The organism is Variovorax sp. GW822-FHT04A09 (genome assembly GCF_058801005.1).
In genome coordinates this window covers 614,691-630,406 of record NZ_JBXAMV010000001.1, presented here as the reverse complement: position 1 = coordinate 630,406, position 15,716 = coordinate 614,691, and the positions used below count along the sequence as shown (strand labels likewise).

The following is a 15,716-nucleotide window of genomic DNA, read 5'->3' as shown; positions in this document are numbered from 1 at the left end:
GGTCGATGCCTTTCGTGTCAGGGACAGACGGCCTCGACGTTATTGCCGTCGGGGTCGATGAGGAAGGCCGCGTAGTAGGTCGGGCTGTAGTCGGCGCGCGGCCCTGCGCCGCCGTTGTCGGTGCCGCCGGCCTTCAAGCCGGCCTTGTGGAAGGCGGCGACGGCGGCATGGTCGGGCGCGCGGAACGCGATGTGCGTGCCAGGGCCCTTGGCGCCTTTCGCGGCATAGAGCCACAGCGCCGGTTCGCCGGCCGGGCCGAGGCCGACGTAGCTGTCGTCGTGGGAGCCCAGCACGTGGCCGAGCGGCGCGAGCGCGGCTTCGTAGAAGCGCCGGCTCGCGGCGAGGTCTTTGACTTTCAGTCCGATGTGGTCGTACATGGCGATGACTTCCTGCTTGAAGGGTGGATCAAGCGGTCATCGTGAAGCAGCGCGGCCAGGCGGTCTTGGAAAATCTTGCGGTCGCCCTTGGCAGCGAGCCGGAAACCGCGCGGCGACACGCCGGCCGCACGGTGAAAAGTGCGCACGAAGTTGCTCAGGTCAGCAAAGCCGGCCTCGAAGGCGACCTCGGTCACGGGAAGGTCGCTGTCCGCCAGCAGGCGCGCCGCGCGGCGCAGCCGGGAGCGCACGAGGTACTGATGCGGCGTGACGCCGAGCACCTGGGAGAACAGGCGCAGGAAATGGAAGGCGCTCAGGCCCGCCTGGGCGGCCGCGTCTTCCAGGCCGATCTCACCGGCGGCGTGGGCCTCGATCCAGGTCGCGGCCTCGACCGCACGGCGACGGTCCCGCGGCGTGGCCGACGGCGCCGCCGCCGCGGGCTTGCCGCGCCCTTTCACCACGTCGAGGAAACGGCTGGCGAAGCCCATGCCCAGCTCGTCCAGGCCCACGTCGCTGCCGCCTTCGACCGCGACCTGCGCGAGTTCGCCCAGCACCATGAGTTCGGGCAGCGGCGGCAACGCCGAGGCATGCCAGCTGCGCCGGTCGCCGCCGATCAGGTCGACGAAGCCCGGCGAGAAGTGGAACGACAGGCATTCGTCGCCACAGGCGAAGTGCTCGTGGGTGCAGACGTAGTCGTCGCCCGGCGCGCCGACCAGCACCGCGCCGGCCACCAGCTCGTAGTCGCGGCCGAGCGCGCGGCAGCCGAAGCTGCCCTTGCGCACGTACGAGACCGAGTGCGTCTCGTGCATCTCGGTGAACGGCGCCGCGCCGACGCCCGCGTCGCAGCGGTAGGTCGAGACGCGGATCGCGTCGGTCTGCAGCTCGGTGGTGACACGCATGATGACTTTCGTCGCCCTTCGATCACCGGCCGGCGGCGCTCAATCGATGGTCTGCATGGCCTGCCACACGCGCGACGGGCTCAGCGGCATGTGCAGGCGGGGCGCACGGGCGCCGAGGCCGTTGCGTGCGAAGGCGTCGGCCACCGCATTGACGATGGCCGGCGTGGCGCCGATGGTGCCCAGCTCGCCGACGCCCTTCACGCCCAGCGGGTTGTTCTTGCAGGGCGTGGATTCATCCATTTCCATCTGGAACATGGTGTCGACGATGTCGGCGCGCGGCGCGGCGTAGTCCATGAGGCTGCCGGTGACGGGCTGGCCGGTTTCGCTGTCGTACACCACCTGCTCGTACAGCGCCTGGCCGATGCCCTGCACCGCGCCGCCTTCGAGCTGGCCGCGCACGATCATCGGGTTGACCACGCGGCCCACGTCGTTGACCGAGCTGTAGGCCACGACGCTGATTTCGCCCGTGGGCGGGTCGAGCTCGATCTCGCAGATGTGGCAGCCGTTGGGCCAGCTCGGGCCGGCCACGGTGCTGGTGGAGTCGACGAAGATCTCGCGCCCCGGCTGCTTGGCGGCCAGGGTGAACAGGTCGAGTTCGAGGTCGGTGCCGGCCACGATGAAGGTGCCGCGGCTGTAGACGATGTCGTCGATGGAGGCTTCGAACTCCTGCGCCGCGAGTTCGCGCGCCTTGTCGATGGTGCGCTCGGCGCCGATGCGCACGGCCGAACCGCCGGTGAACAGCGAACGCGAGCCGGCGCTGCCGAAGCCGTCGCCGCGGTCGGTGTCGCCGAGCACGACGCGCACCTTCTCGATGGGCACGCCAAAGGCATCGACGGCCAGCTGCGCGAGCGAGGTCGCGATGCCCTGCCCCATGGCGTTGACGGCCGAGAACACCTCGATCACGCCATCGGCCTGCACCGAGACGGTGACGCGCTCTTCGAACACGTTGCCGCCGGTCCATTCGAGGAACGTGGCAATGCCCAGGCCGCGCTGCTTGCCGCGCGCCGCCGATTCGGCCGCGCGGGCCTCGAAGCCCAGCCAGTCGGCCAGCTGCAGCGCCTGGTCCATCACCGACTCGAACTGGCCGGTGTCGTAGGTCTGCGCCATCGGGTTCTTGTAGGGCATCTGCTCGGGGCGGATGAAGTTGCGCCGACGCAGCGCGATGCGGTCGATGCCGGTCTGGCGCGCGGCCTCGTCCATCAGGCGCTCGATGGTGAAGATGGCCTCGGGCCGGCCCGCGCCGCGGTAGGCGCCGGTGGGCGCGGTGTTGGTCAGCACCGCCTTGAAATGGAAGTCGATGGTCTGGATGTCGTAGACGCTGGTCTGCACCCACGGGCCGATCAGCAGCTGGATCGCGACGCCGGTGCCGGTGGCGTAGGCGCCCACGTTGGCGAGCGTCTTGATGCGCAGGGCCAGGATCTTGCCGTCGGCGTCCAGCGCCATTTCGGCGCGCGCCTCGATGTCGCGGCCATGCGCGCTCGAGAGGAACTCTTCGCTGCGGTCGGCCACCCACTTCACGGGCCGGCCCACCTGCAGCGCGGCGTAGGCGACCGCGATGTCCTCGGGGTAGGCGCCGGTCTTCATGCCGAAGCCGCCGCCGACGTCGCCCACGACCACGCGCACTTTTTCTTTCGCCAGGCCAATGGCCGCGCAGACCGAATCGCGCACGCCGGAAGGCATCTGGGTGCTCATGCGGATGGTGAGGCGGTCAGTCTTGCTGTCGTGCGTGGCGAGCACGGCGCGCGGCTCGATGGTGAGCGCAACGACGCGCTGGTTGTTCACGTCCAGGGCGATCACGTGGGCGGCGCGCTCGAACGCGGCGGTGGCGGCTTCGCTGCTGCCGTGGCGCATCTCGGCGGCGATGTTGCCCGTGGCCTCCTCGCACAGGAGCGGCGCGCCGTCGGCGGTCGCGCCCGGCAGGTCGACCACCATCGGCAGCTCTTCGTAGTCGACCATGACGGCTTCGGCCGCATCGCGCGCCTGCTGCACGGTGTCGGCAATGACGGCCGCGACCGGTTCGCCGACGAAGCGCGCGCGCTCGTGCGCCAGGGCGCGGCGCGGCGGGCTGGCGCTGTCGCTGCCGTCCGCGCGCTTGAAGCCGGCGGCGCCGGGCATCGGCTTGACGCCGGCCTCGGCCAAGTCGGCCCCGGTGATCACGCGCAGCACGCCGGGCATGCCGACGGCCGCGGATGTGTCGATGGACACGATGCGTGCATGCGGATAGGGGGAGCGAAGGAAGACGAGGTGCGCCTGCTCGGAGAGCGTGACGTCGTCGGTGTAACGGCCGGCGCCTGCGAGCAGGCTTTCGTCCTCGAGGCGGCGCACCGCCTGGCCGCTGCCGAAGCGCGTGGGATTGGGTTCAGTGGTCAACGTGGTCCTCTTGTGCTGATCCCCGGCGCCCTGCACATGCCTGCCGGATCCGCTGTGGTACTGCGAAAGCAAGCTGTGCACTATAGGTTTTTCGACGGGTCTTGTGGGGTTGTCTCGCGTGCCATCGGCGGTGGCACCAGGGCCGCAGCCTTGTGGACTGTTCCCGTGTGAGCGGGATTTTCCCTCAACTGGCTTGCGTTTTCGAGAAGCCGTGTATACCTGCATCCATGCGACAACTGCCTTGGCTCGAACCCGGAGATGCACTGCCCGACCCCGCTTCGGCGTGGGACGAACGGGACCCGGTGCCCGGCCTGCTGGCGGCCGGCGGCTCCCTCGATGTCGATACTCTGATGCAGGCCTACAGCCGCTGCGTCTTCCCCTGGTTCAGCGACGACCAGCCCATCCTGTGGTGGAGCCCCGACCCGCGCATGGTGCTGCGGGTGAACGACTTCCGGCTGCATCGCTCGCTGCGCAAGACCCTGAGCCGCTTTGCCGCGACGCCCGGCTGCGAGCTGCGCATCGATCACGATTTTGGAACGGTGATCCAGGCCTGTTCGCAGTCGGCGCGCGCCGGCCAGTCGGGCACCTGGATCGTGCCGGACATGGTGAAGGCCTATACGCAATTGCACCGCGCCGGGCACGCGCACAGCGTCGAAACCTGGATCGACGGCGAGTTGGCGGGCGGGCTCTACTGCGTGGCGCTGGGCCGGGCCGTGTTCGGCGAGTCGATGTTCACGCGACGCCCGGACGCCTCGAAGATCGCGCTGGCCGGCCTGGTCGCGCTGTGCCGCCGCGCCGGCATCGCGATGATCGACTGCCAGCAGAACACCGCGCACCTGGCCAGCCTCGGCGCCCGCGAAATGCCGCGCGCGCGCTTCGTCGCGCACGTGGCCCAGGCCCGAAAACAGGAGGGCCCGCAGTGGCAATTCGACCCCGTATACTGGTCCGAACTCCTTTCCGAGCGACCTCCTCTTTCGACGTGACGTGACGTGACGCACCTCAAGGATCTTCCGCTTCACACGCTGCAGTTCTACGCGACGGCGCCCTATCCCTGCAGCTACCTGCCGGATCGCCAGGCCCGCTCGCAGGTGGCCACGCCCAGCCACCTGATCCACAACGACGCCTACTCCGACCTGGTGCTCAGCGGCTTCCGGCGCAGTGGCATGTTCACCTACCGGCCCTATTGCGACGGCTGCCGCGCCTGCATCCCGCTGCGCGTGCTGGCGCACAGCTTCAAGCCGAACCGCAGCCAGCGCCGCACCGCCAGACAGCACGCCGATCTGCAGGCGCGCGTGCTCAAGCTGTGCTTCGTGCCCGAGCACTACCAGCTCTACCTGCGCTACCAGACCGGCCGCCACTCGGGCGGCGGCATGGACCACGACAGCATCGACCAGTACACGCAGTTCCTGCTGCAAAGCCGCGTCAACTCGCGGCTGGTCGAGTTCCGCGAAACCCTGCCCGACGGCAGCCCGGGCGCGCTGAAGATGGTGTCGATCCTCGATGTGCTGAGCGACGGCATCTCGGCCGTCTACACCTTCTACGAGCCCGAGGACGGCGCCGGCTACGGCACCTACAGCGTGCTGTGGCAGATCGAGCAGGCCCGCAAGCTGGGGCTGCCGCACGTGTATCTGGGCTACTGGATCGAGCGCAGCCCCAAGATGCACTACAAGGCCCGCTTTTCCCCGCACGAAGTGTTGGTGGACGGCCACTGGCAGGCACCGAGCGATTTCACAAGGTAAAATGGCGCACGGTCATCACCGCATTGCGCCATGAGAAAAAACCTATCCGACGTTCCCGCCACTCCCGTCATCCAGGTCATCGAGCGCATGTTCTCGCTGATCGACGTCCTGGCCTCGCGCGAAGAAGCGATCTCGCTGAAGGAAATCAGCGAAAAGACGGGGCTTCACCCGTCGACCACGCACCGCATCCTCAATGACCTCGCGGTCGGCCGCTTCGTCGACCGACCCGAAGCCGGCAGCTACCGCCTCGGCATGCGCCTGCTGGAGCTGGGCAACCTGGTCAAGGGCCGCCTGAACGTGCGCGATGCGGCCCTGGGCCCGATGCGCGAGCTGCACAAGCTCACGCAGCAGCCGGTCAACCTCAGCATGCGCCAGGGCGACGAGATCGTGTACATCGAACGCGCCTACAGCGAACGCTCGGGCATGCAGGTGGTGCGCGCCATCGGCGGCCGTGCCGCCCTGCACCTGACCTCGACCGGCAAGCTGTTCCTGGCCGCCGACGATCCGCAGCGCGTGCGCAGCTACGCCACGCGCACCGGCCTGGCCGGGCACACCCGCAACAGCATCACCCAGCTGCCCGCGCTCGAGCGCGAACTGTCGAAGGCGCGCCAGTACGGCATCGCCCGCGACAACGAAGAGCTGGAGCTGGGCGTGCGCTGCATGGCCGCCGGCATCTACGACGACCAGGGCAAGCTGGTGGCGGGCCTGTCGATCTCGGCCCCGGCCGATCGCCTCGACGAAGGCTGGCTGCCCAAGCTGCAGGCGACCGCCAACGAGATCTCGGGCGCGCTGGGCTTCAAGGACGGCGTGGCCGCAACGCCTGCGTCGGGCGCGAACGTGACAACGGGCGCCTGAGCGCCCGTTTGCTTTCGACTCTTCTCTTGTCTCTTCTTCCCGGCGAGTCGGCCGGTTAGCCCTCGACGAGGGCAGCAGGCAGGCCGCTAACGGCCTCCCCGCTCAACCGATCTCAGCCGGCAACCTGGAAGCCGCGCGGACCCGACACGGCGTGCGTGGCCTCGACCCAGCGGCGAACCCGCTCGGCGTCGGCGATGCGGCTGAACTTGCCGGCCGAATCCAGGAACACCATGATCAGCTTGCGCCCGGCCACCTTGGCCTGCATCACGAGGCACTGGCCGGCTTCGGAGATGTAGCCGGTCTTTTGCAGGCCGATGTCCCATTCCGGGCTCTTCACGAGGCGGTTGGTGGTGTTGAACTGCAGCACGCGGTTGCCGACCTCGACCTGGTATTCCGGCGACGTGGACAGCGAACGCACGGTGGCGTCCGAATAGGCGGCGTTGACCAGCAGCGCCAGGTCTTGCGCGCTCGACTGGTTGCGGCTCGACAGGCCCGTGGGCTCCACGTAGCGCGTGTCCTTCATGCCGAGCATGCGGGCCTTGGCATTCATGATGCTCACGAAGGTCGTGAGACCGCCCGGGTAGGTGCGGCCCAGCGCGTGTGCCGCGCGGTTTTCGCTGGACATCAGCGCCAGGTGCAACAGCTCGCCGCGCGACAGCGTGGTGCCGACAGTCAGGCGCGAACGGCTGCCCTTTTCGGTGTCGACGTCGTCTTGCGTGATGGTGATGAGTTCGTCGTTCGGCAGATGGGCCTCGCTGATCAGCAGACCGGTCATGAGCTTGGTGAGCGAAGCGATCGGCAGCACGGCGTGGTCGTTCTTGCTGAACAGCACTTCGTGGGTGTCCTGGTCGATCACCAGGGCGACACTCGACTTCAGGTCGAGCGCGTCGTCGGTGCTGTGCAGGCCGGCCATCTGGCCGAAGGACTGGCGGGCTGGCGTCTCGACGCGCACCACCGAACGGCGCTGCACGGCGACGACGGTCTTGCCGTTCTTCTTGTGGATGGTGGCAACGACATTGCGGCCACCGCGCACGACCTTGTCGGCCTGCTCGGCGCGACCGCCGCGCGCCACCTTGGAAGCGGACGCATTGCGTTGCTTGGCCTCGGCAGGTGCCTTCGCCTTCTTGGCGACGGCGGACTTGGCGGCAGCGGGTTTTTCCTTCTTCGCGGCCTGGGCGCCAGGCAGCAAAAACGCCGAGGCGCACAGCGCCACGGCGAGGAACTTGAAGGCGGGTAGGAACCGCTGGATGGAAACTCGACGTAGACGGGTTTCAGGCATCAATAAATCTCCAGCGGCAACAAACGAGGACCGCAGTGTATCGAAATCAAAAAAGACACGCAATATCAGTTACTTGCATCCTCTTCTTCATTCGAATACCAAGGAACGCCTGAAAACCTAACCTTGTGCCGCCACTCTCTCAGCTTGGCTCTGTAACTTGTTGAGCGCACTCAAATAAGCCTTTGCCGAAGCGACCACGATGTCTGGGTCTGCACCCACACCGTTGACCACCCGCCCTGCGTTTTGTAACCGGACTGTAACTTCTCCCTGGCTTTCCGTCGAGCCACTGATGGCGTTTACAGAGTAAAGAACCATCTCGGCGCCGCTCTTGACGTGGGCCTCGATCGCCTTGAGGGACGCATCGACCGGCCCGTTGCCGTCGGATTCGCTGGTGACTTCCTTGCCCTGGACCGTGAACACGATCTTGGCTTGGGGCCGTTCGCCGGTTTCGCTGTGCTGGGAGAGAGAGACGAAAGCAAACTGTTCACCAACGTGCGACAGCTCTTCCGCGCTGACCAGCGCCAGGATGTCTTCGTCGAAAATTTCGGACTTGCGATCGGCCAGCTCCTTGAAACGCGCGAACGCGGCGTTGACCTCGGTTTCGCTTTCCATCGTCACGCCCAGGTCCTGCAGGCGCTGCTTGAAGGCGTTGCGGCCGCTGAGCTTGCCCAGCACGATCTTGTTGGCGGTCCAGCCCACGTCTTCGGCGCGCATGATCTCGTAGGTGTCGCGCGCCTTGAGCACGCCGTCCTGGTGGATGCCCGAGGCGTGTGCGAACGCGTTGGCGCCCACCACGGCCTTGTTGGGCTGCACCACGAAGCCGGTCGTCTGGCTGACCATGCGGCTGGCGGCCACGATGTGCTGGGTGTCGATGTTCAGATCGAGCCCGAAGTAGTCCCTGCGCGTCTTCACGGCCATGACCACTTCTTCGAGCGAGCAGTTGCCCGCACGCTCGCCCAGGCCGTTGATCGTGCACTCGACCTGGCGCGCGCCGCCGATCTTCACGCCGGCCAGCGAGTTCGCCACGGCCATGCCCAGGTCGTTGTGGCAATGCACCGACCAGATCGCCTTGTCGCTGTTGGGAATGCGCTCGCGCAGCATCTTGATGAAGTTGCCGTACAGCTCGGGAATGGCGTAGCCGACGGTGTCGGGCACGTTGATGGTGGTGGCGCCCTCGTTGATCACGGTCTCGAGCACGCGGCACAGGAAGTCGGGGTCGCTGCGGTAGCCGTCTTCGGGGCTGAACTCCACGTCGGCGATCTGGTTGCGCGCAAAGCGCACGGCCAGCTTGGCCTGCTCATGCACCTCGTCGGGCGACATGCGCAGCTTCTTCTCCATGTGCAGCGGCGAGGTCGCGATGAAGGTGTGGATGCGACCGCGCGCCGCACCCTTCAGGGCTTCGGCTGCGCGCGCGATGTCGCGGTCGTTGGCGCGCGAGAGACCGCACACCGTCGAGTCCTTGATCGCGTTGGCAATGGCCTTCACGGCCTCGAAGTCGCCGTTCGAACTGGCCGGAAAGCCGGCTTCGATGACGTCGACCTTGAGGCGCTCCAGCAGCTTGGCGATGCGCAATTTTTCGTCGCGCGTCATCGAGGCGCCGGGCGACTGCTCGCCGTCGCGCAAGGTGGTGTCGAAAATAATGAGTTGGTCGGTCATCGTAGATCTCCTTGGTTCGTTCCCACCTTGCGCGTGCGGCTGGTGCCAGTGCGTCAGGCGACTTCAGCCACCGATTGTGCGCTGCGCGCGCCCCGGCCCCTGGCCCGCTGCACCCCCGACACGATCGCCTTCAGCGAGGCCGAGATCACGTTCGCATCGATGCCGACGCCGAACAGCGTCTGCGACTCGTCCACGCGCAGCTCGAGGTAGGCCACCGACTTGGCGTCGGCGCCCGCGCCGATGGCGTGCTGGTGATAGTCCATGACGCGCACCGTGTGGCCGGTGGCCTGGCTCAGCGCCTGCGTGAAGGCGTCGATCGGGCCGTTGCCGCGTCCTTCGATGGCACGCGTTTCACCGTCCCACGGCAGGTCGCCGCGCAGCACCACGGTAGCCTCGGCGCCCTCGCCTTCTTCCTGGATCACGCGGTGCTGCAGGGCCTTGGCGGTCTCGATGCCGTATTCGTTCACGAAGATCTGCCAGAGGTCGGCAGCGGTGAGCTCCTTGCCGCCCACGTCCATCACACGCTGCACGACCTGCATGAATTCCATCTGCAGGCGGCGCGGCATCTCGAGGCCGTACTCGCTCTCAAGCAAGTAGGCCATGCCGCCCTTGCCCGACTGGCTGTTCACGCGGATCACGGCTTCGTAGCTGCGGCCTACGTCCTTCGGGTCGATGGGGAGGTACGGGATGTCCCAGATGTCGCCGTCCTTGCGCGCGGCGAAGGCCTTCTTGATCGCGTCCTGGTGCGAGCCCGAGAACGAGGTGTAGACGAGGTCGCCGACGTACGGATGGCGCGGGTGCACAGGAATCTGGTTGCAGTGCTCGACCGTGGCGCGGATCTCGTCGATGTTCGAGAAGTCGAGCTCGGGCGAGACGCCCTGCGTGTAGAGGTTGAGCGCGACGTTCACGAGGTCGAGGTTGCCGGTGCGCTCGCCGTTGCCGAAAAGGCAACCTTCGATGCGCTCGGCACCGGCCATCAAGGCCAGTTCGCCGGCCGCCGTGCCGGTGCCGCGGTCGTTGTGCGGGTGCACGCACAGCACGATCGAGTCACGGCGCGCGAGGTTGCGGTGCATCCACTCGATCATGTCCGCGAAGATGTTCGGCGTGGAATGCTCCACCGTGGTGGGCAGGTTGACGATGCACTTGCGCTCGGGCGTCGGCGCCCAGACTTCGGTGACCGCATCGACCACACGCTTGGAGAACACCACGTCGGTGCCCGAGAACATCTCGGGCGAGTACTGGAAGGTCCACTTCGTGTTCGGCTGCTTGGCGGCGAAGTCGTTGAACATGCGCGCATGGCTGCTCGCGAGTTCGACGATCTGGTCTTCGTCCATGCCGAGCACCACGCGGCGCATCACGGGGGCCACTGCGTTGTAGAGGTGCACGATGGCGCGCGGGGCACCTTGCAACGCTTCGAAGGTGCGTTCGATGAGGTGGTCGCGCGCCTGCGTGAGCACCTGGATCGTCACGTCGTCGGGAATGCGGTCTTCCTCGATGAGCTTGCGCACGAAGTCGAACTCAACCTGCGACGCCGAGGGAAAGCCGACTTCGATTTCCTTGAAGCCGATGGCCACGAGGGTTTCGAACATGCGCATCTTGCGCGCGATGTCCATGGGTTCGACCAAGGCCTGGTTGCCATCGCGCAGGTCTGTCGACAGCCAGATCGGGGCCTTGGTCAGCACGGCATCGGGCCAGGTGCGGTCCTTGAGACCGATCGGGGCGAATGCGCGGTATTTGGCTTGAGGTTGCTTGAGCATGTCGATTTCTCTGTGATGGTTGGAACTCAACCAGCAACCCCAAAAGACAAACGGCCCGTTGCTGGTGCGAACGGGCCGTGATGAGGGATTAGCGCGTGCGCTACCGTCTCCGCCCGTGAGGGAGGGCTAGTAGGGCCAGCAGCGAAATCTTGGTCATGAGGGTTGCGAATGTAGCACAGCCTTCGCGGGCCTGTGAAGGCCCGGGGCTTCTTCAGTTGTGCAGTCCCCGCTCGTCGGGCTCTTCAGTCGAGGTGCTGATCACGCTCACCGGCTGGCCCTTGGCCTTGCGCCACGCGTACACCACGTAGCCGCTCAGGCCATAGGCCACGAAAAGGCTGAACAGCACCGTCGGCGGATGGATGTTGATGACCGCGATGCCCAGCGCGATCAGCACGATCACGACGAAAGGCACGCTCTTCTTCATCTGGATGTCCTTGAAGCTGTAGAACGGCGCGTTGGTCACCATGGTGAGGCCCGCGTACAGCGTGAAGGCGAAAGTGACCCAGGTGATCTGCGTCCACGAGAGGTACAACACCTCGCCGCCGCGCTTGCCCCATTCGTTCACGAGCCAGATAAAGCCCGCCACCAGCGCCGCAGCTGCCGGCGACGGCAGGCCCTGGAACCAGCGCTTGTCGACCACGCCCGTGTTGACGTTGAAGCGCGCGAGCCGCAGCGCGGCGCAGGCGCAGTACACGAAGGCGGCGATCCAGCCCCAGCGTCCGAGGCCCTTGAGCGACCACTCGTAGGCGATGAGCGCGGGCGCGGCGCCGAACGACACCATGTCGGACAGCGAATCCATCTGCTCGCCGAACGCGCTTTGCGTGTTGGTCATGCGGGCTACGCGCCCATCGAGGCTGTCGAGCACCATCGCGGCGAACACGCCGAGCGCGGCCAGGTCGAAGCGCGCGTTCATGGCCATCACGACCGAGTAGAAGCCGCCGAACAACGCCGCCAGCGTGAACAGGTTCGGCAGGATGTAGATGCCCTTGCGACGCTTGCGCGGCTGCGCGTCGTCGGGGACGGTGTCGTCATGCATTGAATTGGCCTCCGTCCCTCGTGGGAACTGCCCGATCAGCTATCCATTCGATAGCATCTTGGTCTGTGAATCGCATGCTTCGCAGTGTAGTTCAGGGGACCCGTGCACTCCCCTTCAAACAAAAGGGCCACCGCGACGGGTGGCCCTCCGAAACAGGGTGCCGAAGCACCCTGTTGGCTCTTGCCTCTGAAGATCAGTTGCGGGTCTGGTCGACCAGCTTGTTCTTCTTGATCCAGGGCATCATCGCGCGCAGCTTTTCACCGACGACTTCGATCTGATGCTCAGCGTTCAGGCGACGGCGGCTGATCAGCACCGGCTGGCCGGCAGCGGCTTCGAGCACGAAGCTCTTGGCATATTCGCCGGTCTGGATGTCCTGCAGGACCTTCTTCATGGCTTTCTTGGTCTCGTCGGTCACGATGCGCGGGCCCGTGACGTACTCGCCGTATTCGGCGTTGTTCGAGATCGAGTAGTTCATGTTGGCGATGCCGCCTTCATAGATCAGGTCAACGATCAGCTTCAGCTCGTGCAGGCATTCGAAGTACGCCATTTCGGGCGCGTAGCCGGCTTCCACCAGCGTTTCGAAACCAGCCTTGATCAGCTCGACCGTGCCGCCGCACAGAACCGCTTGCTCGCCGAACAGGTCGGTCTCGGTTTCTTCGCGGAAGTTGGTCTCGATGATGCCGGCCTTGCCGCCGCCGTTGGCGGTGGCGTAGCTCAGCGCGAGGTCACGCGCCTTGCCGCTCTTGTCCTGGTGCACCGCGATCAGGTGCGGCACGCCGCCACCTTGCGTGTACGTGCCGCGCACGGTGTGGCCCGGGGCCTTGGGAGCGACCATCCACACGTCGAGGTCGGCGCGCGGCTGCACGAAACCGTAGTGCACGTTGAAGCCGTGCGCGAAGACGAGCGAAGCGCCTTCCTTGATGTTCGGGGCCACGTCGTTCTTGTAGACGGCAGCGATCTGCTCGTCGGGCAGCAGGATCATGACGACGTCGGCCGACTTCACGGCGTCAGCGACTTCAGCGACCTGCAGGCCGGCCTTGCCGACCTTGTCCCACGAAGCGCCGCCCTTGCGCAGGCCGACCACGACCTTGACGCCGCTGTCGTTCAGGTTCTGCGCGTGTGCGTGACCTTGCGAGCCGTAGCCGATGATGGCAACCGTCTTGCCCTTGATGAGGCTCAGGTCCGCGTCCTTGTCGTAATAAACCTTCATGATGTTCTCCAGATAGATAAGCGAGTTGCAGTGTGTTGTTGTGCCGTTCGTCCTGAGCCTGTCGAAGGGCTCAATGCAGTCCCCGCTCGCGCGGAGGCTTCGACAAGCTCAGCCCGAACGGGCAGCGACTGAGCTCCGAATCATGGTGTCAGACCCGCAGGATGCGTTCGCCGCGCCCGATGCCGCTGGCGCCGGTGCGCACCGTCTCGAGGATGGCGCCGCGGTCGATCGCTTCCAGGAAAGCGTCGTTCTTGCCGTGGTCGCCAGTCAGCTCGATGGTGTAGCTCTTGTCGGTCACGTCGATGATGCGGCCACGGAAGATTTCCGCCATGCGCATCATTTCCTCGCGTTCCTTGCCCACCGCACGCACCTTCACCATCATGAGCTCGCGCTCGGTGTAGGCGCCTTCGGTCAGGTCGACCACCTTCACGACCTCGATGAGACGGTTCAGGTGCTTGGTGATCTGCTCGATCACGTCGTCCGAGCCGTTGGTGACGATGGTCATGCGCGAGAGGCTTGCGTCCTCGGTCGGCGCCACGGTCAGCGATTCGATGTTGTAGCCACGGGCCGAGAACAGGCCCACCACGCGGGAAAGAGCACCCGGCTCGTTTTCCAGCAGCACTGCAATGATGTGTTTCATGTTGGCGTGACTCCTCTTTTCGCCGCCCTCCCCCGTGCACGGTAATGCGCGGGCTTGGCGGGCAATAGATTCGTCAGTAAAGGTTGAACGAACGAATGTTCCGGATCAGAGATCTTCGGAACCCAGCAGCATCTCGGTGATGCCCATGCCGGCCTTGACCATCGGGAACACGTTCTCGGTGGGGTCGGTACGGAAATCCATGAACACCGTACGGTCCTTGAGCTTGCGCGCCTCGCGCAGCGCCGGCTCCACGTCTTGTGGACGCTCGATCAGCATGCCGACGTGGCCATAGGCCTCGGCGAGCTTCACGAAGTTGGGCAGCGCGTCCATGTAGCTGTGACTGTAGCGGCCGGAGTATTCGATCTCCTGCCACTGGCGCACCATGCCCAGGTAGCGGTTGTTGAGCGAGCAGATCTTGATCGGCGTGTTGTACTGCAGGCAGGTCGAGAGTTCCTGGATGCACATCTGCACCGAGCCTTCGCCGGTGATGGTGAACACTTCCGAGTCGGGCTTGGCGAGCTTGATGCCCATGGCGTAGGGAATGCCCACGCCCATGGTGCCCAGGCCACCCGAATTGATCCAGCGGCGCGGCTCGTCGAAGCGGTAGTACTGGGCGGCCCACATCTGGTGCTGGCCGACGTCCGACGTGATGTACGTGTCGGCGTCCTTGGTCATGTTCCAGAGGGTCTCGACCACGAACTGCGGCTTGATCACGTCCTTGTTGTCGCGGTCGTACTTGAGGCAGTCGCGCGAGCGCCAGCTTTCGATGGTCTTCCACCAGTCGGCCAGCGCGCCGGCGTCGGGCTTGGTGGTGCTCTCGCGGATCATCGAGATGAGCTCGGTGAGCACGTCCTTCACGTCGCCGACGATCGGGATGTCGACCTTCACGCGCTTGGAGATGCTCGACGGGTCGATGTCGACGTGGATGATCTTGCGTTCGTTCTGCGCGAAGTGCTTCGGGTTGCCGATCACGCGGTCGTCGAAGCGCGCGCCCACGGCCAGCAGCACGTCGCAGTTCTGCATCGCGTTGTTGGCTTCAATGGTGCCGTGCATGCCCAGCATGCCCAGGAACTTGCGGTCGCTCGCCGGATAGGCGCCCAGGCCCATCAGCGTGTTCGTGACGGGGTACCCCAGCATGTCGACCAGCGTGCGCAGCTCGTTCGTGGCGTTGCCCAGGAGCACGCCGCCGCCGGTGTAGATGTACGGGCGCTTGGCCGCCAGCAGCAGTTGCAGCGCCTTGCGGATCTGCCCGCCGTGGCCCTTGCGCACCGGGTTGTACGAGCGCATCTCGACCTTGTCGGGATAGCCGCTGTACGGAATCTTCTTGAAGGAAACGTCCTTCGGCACGTCCACCACCACCGGGCCGGGACGGCCGCTGCGTGCGATGTGGAAGGCCTTCTTCATCGTCATGGCCAGATCCTTCGGATCCTTGACGAGGAAGTTGTGCTTGACGATGGGGCGCGTGATGCCGACTGTGTCGCACTCCTGGAAGGCATCGAGGCCGATGGCGGCCGTCGGCACCTGGCCGGAGATGATCACCATCGGGATCGAGTCCATGTACGCCGTCGCGATGCCGGTGACCGCATTGGTCAGGCCGGGACCGGAGGTGACCAGTGCCACGCCGACTTCGCCGGTGGCGCGTGCATAGCCGTCGGCTGCGTGCACGGCAGCCTGCTCGTGGCGCACCAGCACATGCTGGATGGTGTCCTGCTTGTAGAACGCGTCGTAGATGTAGAGAACCGCGCCGCCCGGGTAGCCCCAGATGTACTGGACGCCTTCGGCCTGCAGTGCCTTGACCAGCACTTCAGCGCCCATGAGTTCTTGCGTGGTGTTGCCGGCGCCAGAGGACGCGGCTGCTGCGGAAGCGAGTTCCGCCTTCGAGATTTCCATGATCAACCTTT

13 protein-coding genes are annotated in these 15,716 nt (G+C 65.9%); 3 read left to right on the top strand and 10 right to left on the bottom strand.

Annotation, left to right across the window (positions count from 1 at the left end):
• Positions 1 to 17 precede the first annotated feature (17 nt).
• The 3 genes from AC1RLW_RS02740 to AC1RLW_RS02730 are packed head-to-tail and all read right to left on the bottom strand — an operon-like array spanning position 18 to position 3,643.
• Positions 18 to 377, bottom strand: a complete 360-nt coding sequence (locus tag AC1RLW_RS02740) for a VOC family protein (protein WP_493192148.1) — start codon at positions 375 to 377, stop codon at positions 18 to 20.
• Positions 356 to 1,273, bottom strand: coding sequence for a helix-turn-helix domain-containing protein (locus AC1RLW_RS02735; RefSeq protein WP_493192147.1), 918 nt, complete (start codon positions 1,271 to 1,273; stop codon positions 356 to 358). Before AC1RLW_RS02735 ends, AC1RLW_RS02740 begins: the two co-directional genes overlap by 22 nt.
• Positions 1,274 to 1,312: 39 nt before the next feature.
• Complete coding sequence (locus tag AC1RLW_RS02730; RefSeq protein WP_493192146.1) at positions 1,313 to 3,643, bottom strand: xanthine dehydrogenase family protein molybdopterin-binding subunit; 2,331 nt, start codon at positions 3,641 to 3,643, stop codon at positions 1,313 to 1,315.
• 227 nt (positions 3,644 to 3,870) lie between these two features.
• Between AC1RLW_RS02730 and aat the strand changes: the two genes are divergently transcribed.
• Genes aat through AC1RLW_RS02715 form a run of 3 tightly spaced genes read left to right on the top strand, consistent with a single transcriptional unit; the run spans position 3,871 to position 6,237 of the window.
• Entirely contained in the window at positions 3,871 to 4,626 is a 756-nt protein-coding gene (gene aat / locus AC1RLW_RS02725; RefSeq protein WP_095745522.1) for a leucyl/phenylalanyl-tRNA--protein transferase, read from the top strand.
• Between the two features lie 6 nt (positions 4,627 to 4,632).
• The gene (locus tag AC1RLW_RS02720; protein ID WP_493192145.1) at positions 4,633 to 5,382 is read left to right on the top strand and encodes an arginyltransferase; all 750 of its coding nucleotides are present in this window, start codon (positions 4,633 to 4,635) and stop codon (positions 5,380 to 5,382) included.
• Positions 5,383 to 5,412: 30 nt separating this feature from the next.
• Positions 5,413 to 6,237 carry an IclR family transcriptional regulator gene (locus AC1RLW_RS02715; RefSeq protein WP_062478081.1) on the top strand — a complete coding sequence of 275 codons (825 nt, stop codon included), beginning with the start codon at positions 5,413 to 5,415 and terminating at the stop codon, positions 6,235 to 6,237.
• A 112-nt stretch (positions 6,238 to 6,349) separates the two neighbouring features.
• Here the strand turns inward: AC1RLW_RS02715 and AC1RLW_RS02710 are convergent, their stop codons facing one another.
• From AC1RLW_RS02710 to AC1RLW_RS02680, 7 genes are all read right to left on the bottom strand, one after another.
• Positions 6,350 to 7,516, bottom strand: coding sequence for a serine hydrolase (locus AC1RLW_RS02710; protein ID WP_095950197.1), 1,167 nt, complete (start codon positions 7,514 to 7,516; stop codon positions 6,350 to 6,352).
• A gap of 117 nt (positions 7,517 to 7,633) precedes the next feature.
• Entirely contained in the window at positions 7,634 to 9,172 is a 1,539-nt protein-coding gene (locus tag AC1RLW_RS02705) for a 2-isopropylmalate synthase (protein WP_493192144.1), read from the bottom strand.
• 53 nt (positions 9,173 to 9,225) lie between these two features.
• Positions 9,226 to 10,929: a 2-isopropylmalate synthase gene (gene leuA, locus AC1RLW_RS02700; protein WP_139704127.1), complete on the bottom strand. Its 1,704-nt coding sequence runs from the start codon at positions 10,927 to 10,929 to the stop codon at positions 9,226 to 9,228.
• A gap of 211 nt (positions 10,930 to 11,140) precedes the next feature.
• Entirely contained in the window at positions 11,141 to 11,965 is an 825-nt protein-coding gene (pssA, locus tag AC1RLW_RS02695; protein ID WP_062478071.1) for a CDP-diacylglycerol--serine O-phosphatidyltransferase, read from the bottom strand.
• Positions 11,966 to 12,158: 193 nt separating this feature from the next.
• Positions 12,159 to 13,175, bottom strand: a complete 1,017-nt coding sequence (ilvC, locus tag AC1RLW_RS02690; RefSeq protein WP_062478069.1) for a ketol-acid reductoisomerase — start codon at positions 13,173 to 13,175, stop codon at positions 12,159 to 12,161.
• A 148-nt stretch (positions 13,176 to 13,323) separates the two neighbouring features.
• Positions 13,324 to 13,815, bottom strand: coding sequence for an acetolactate synthase small subunit (gene ilvN / locus AC1RLW_RS02685; RefSeq protein ID WP_062478068.1), 492 nt, complete (start codon positions 13,813 to 13,815; stop codon positions 13,324 to 13,326).
• Positions 13,816 to 13,920: 105 nt separating this feature from the next.
• Positions 13,921 to 15,705, bottom strand: a complete 1,785-nt coding sequence (locus AC1RLW_RS02680; protein WP_062478065.1) for an acetolactate synthase 3 catalytic subunit — start codon at positions 15,703 to 15,705, stop codon at positions 13,921 to 13,923.
• Between the last annotated feature and the right edge of the window lie 11 nt (positions 15,706 to 15,716).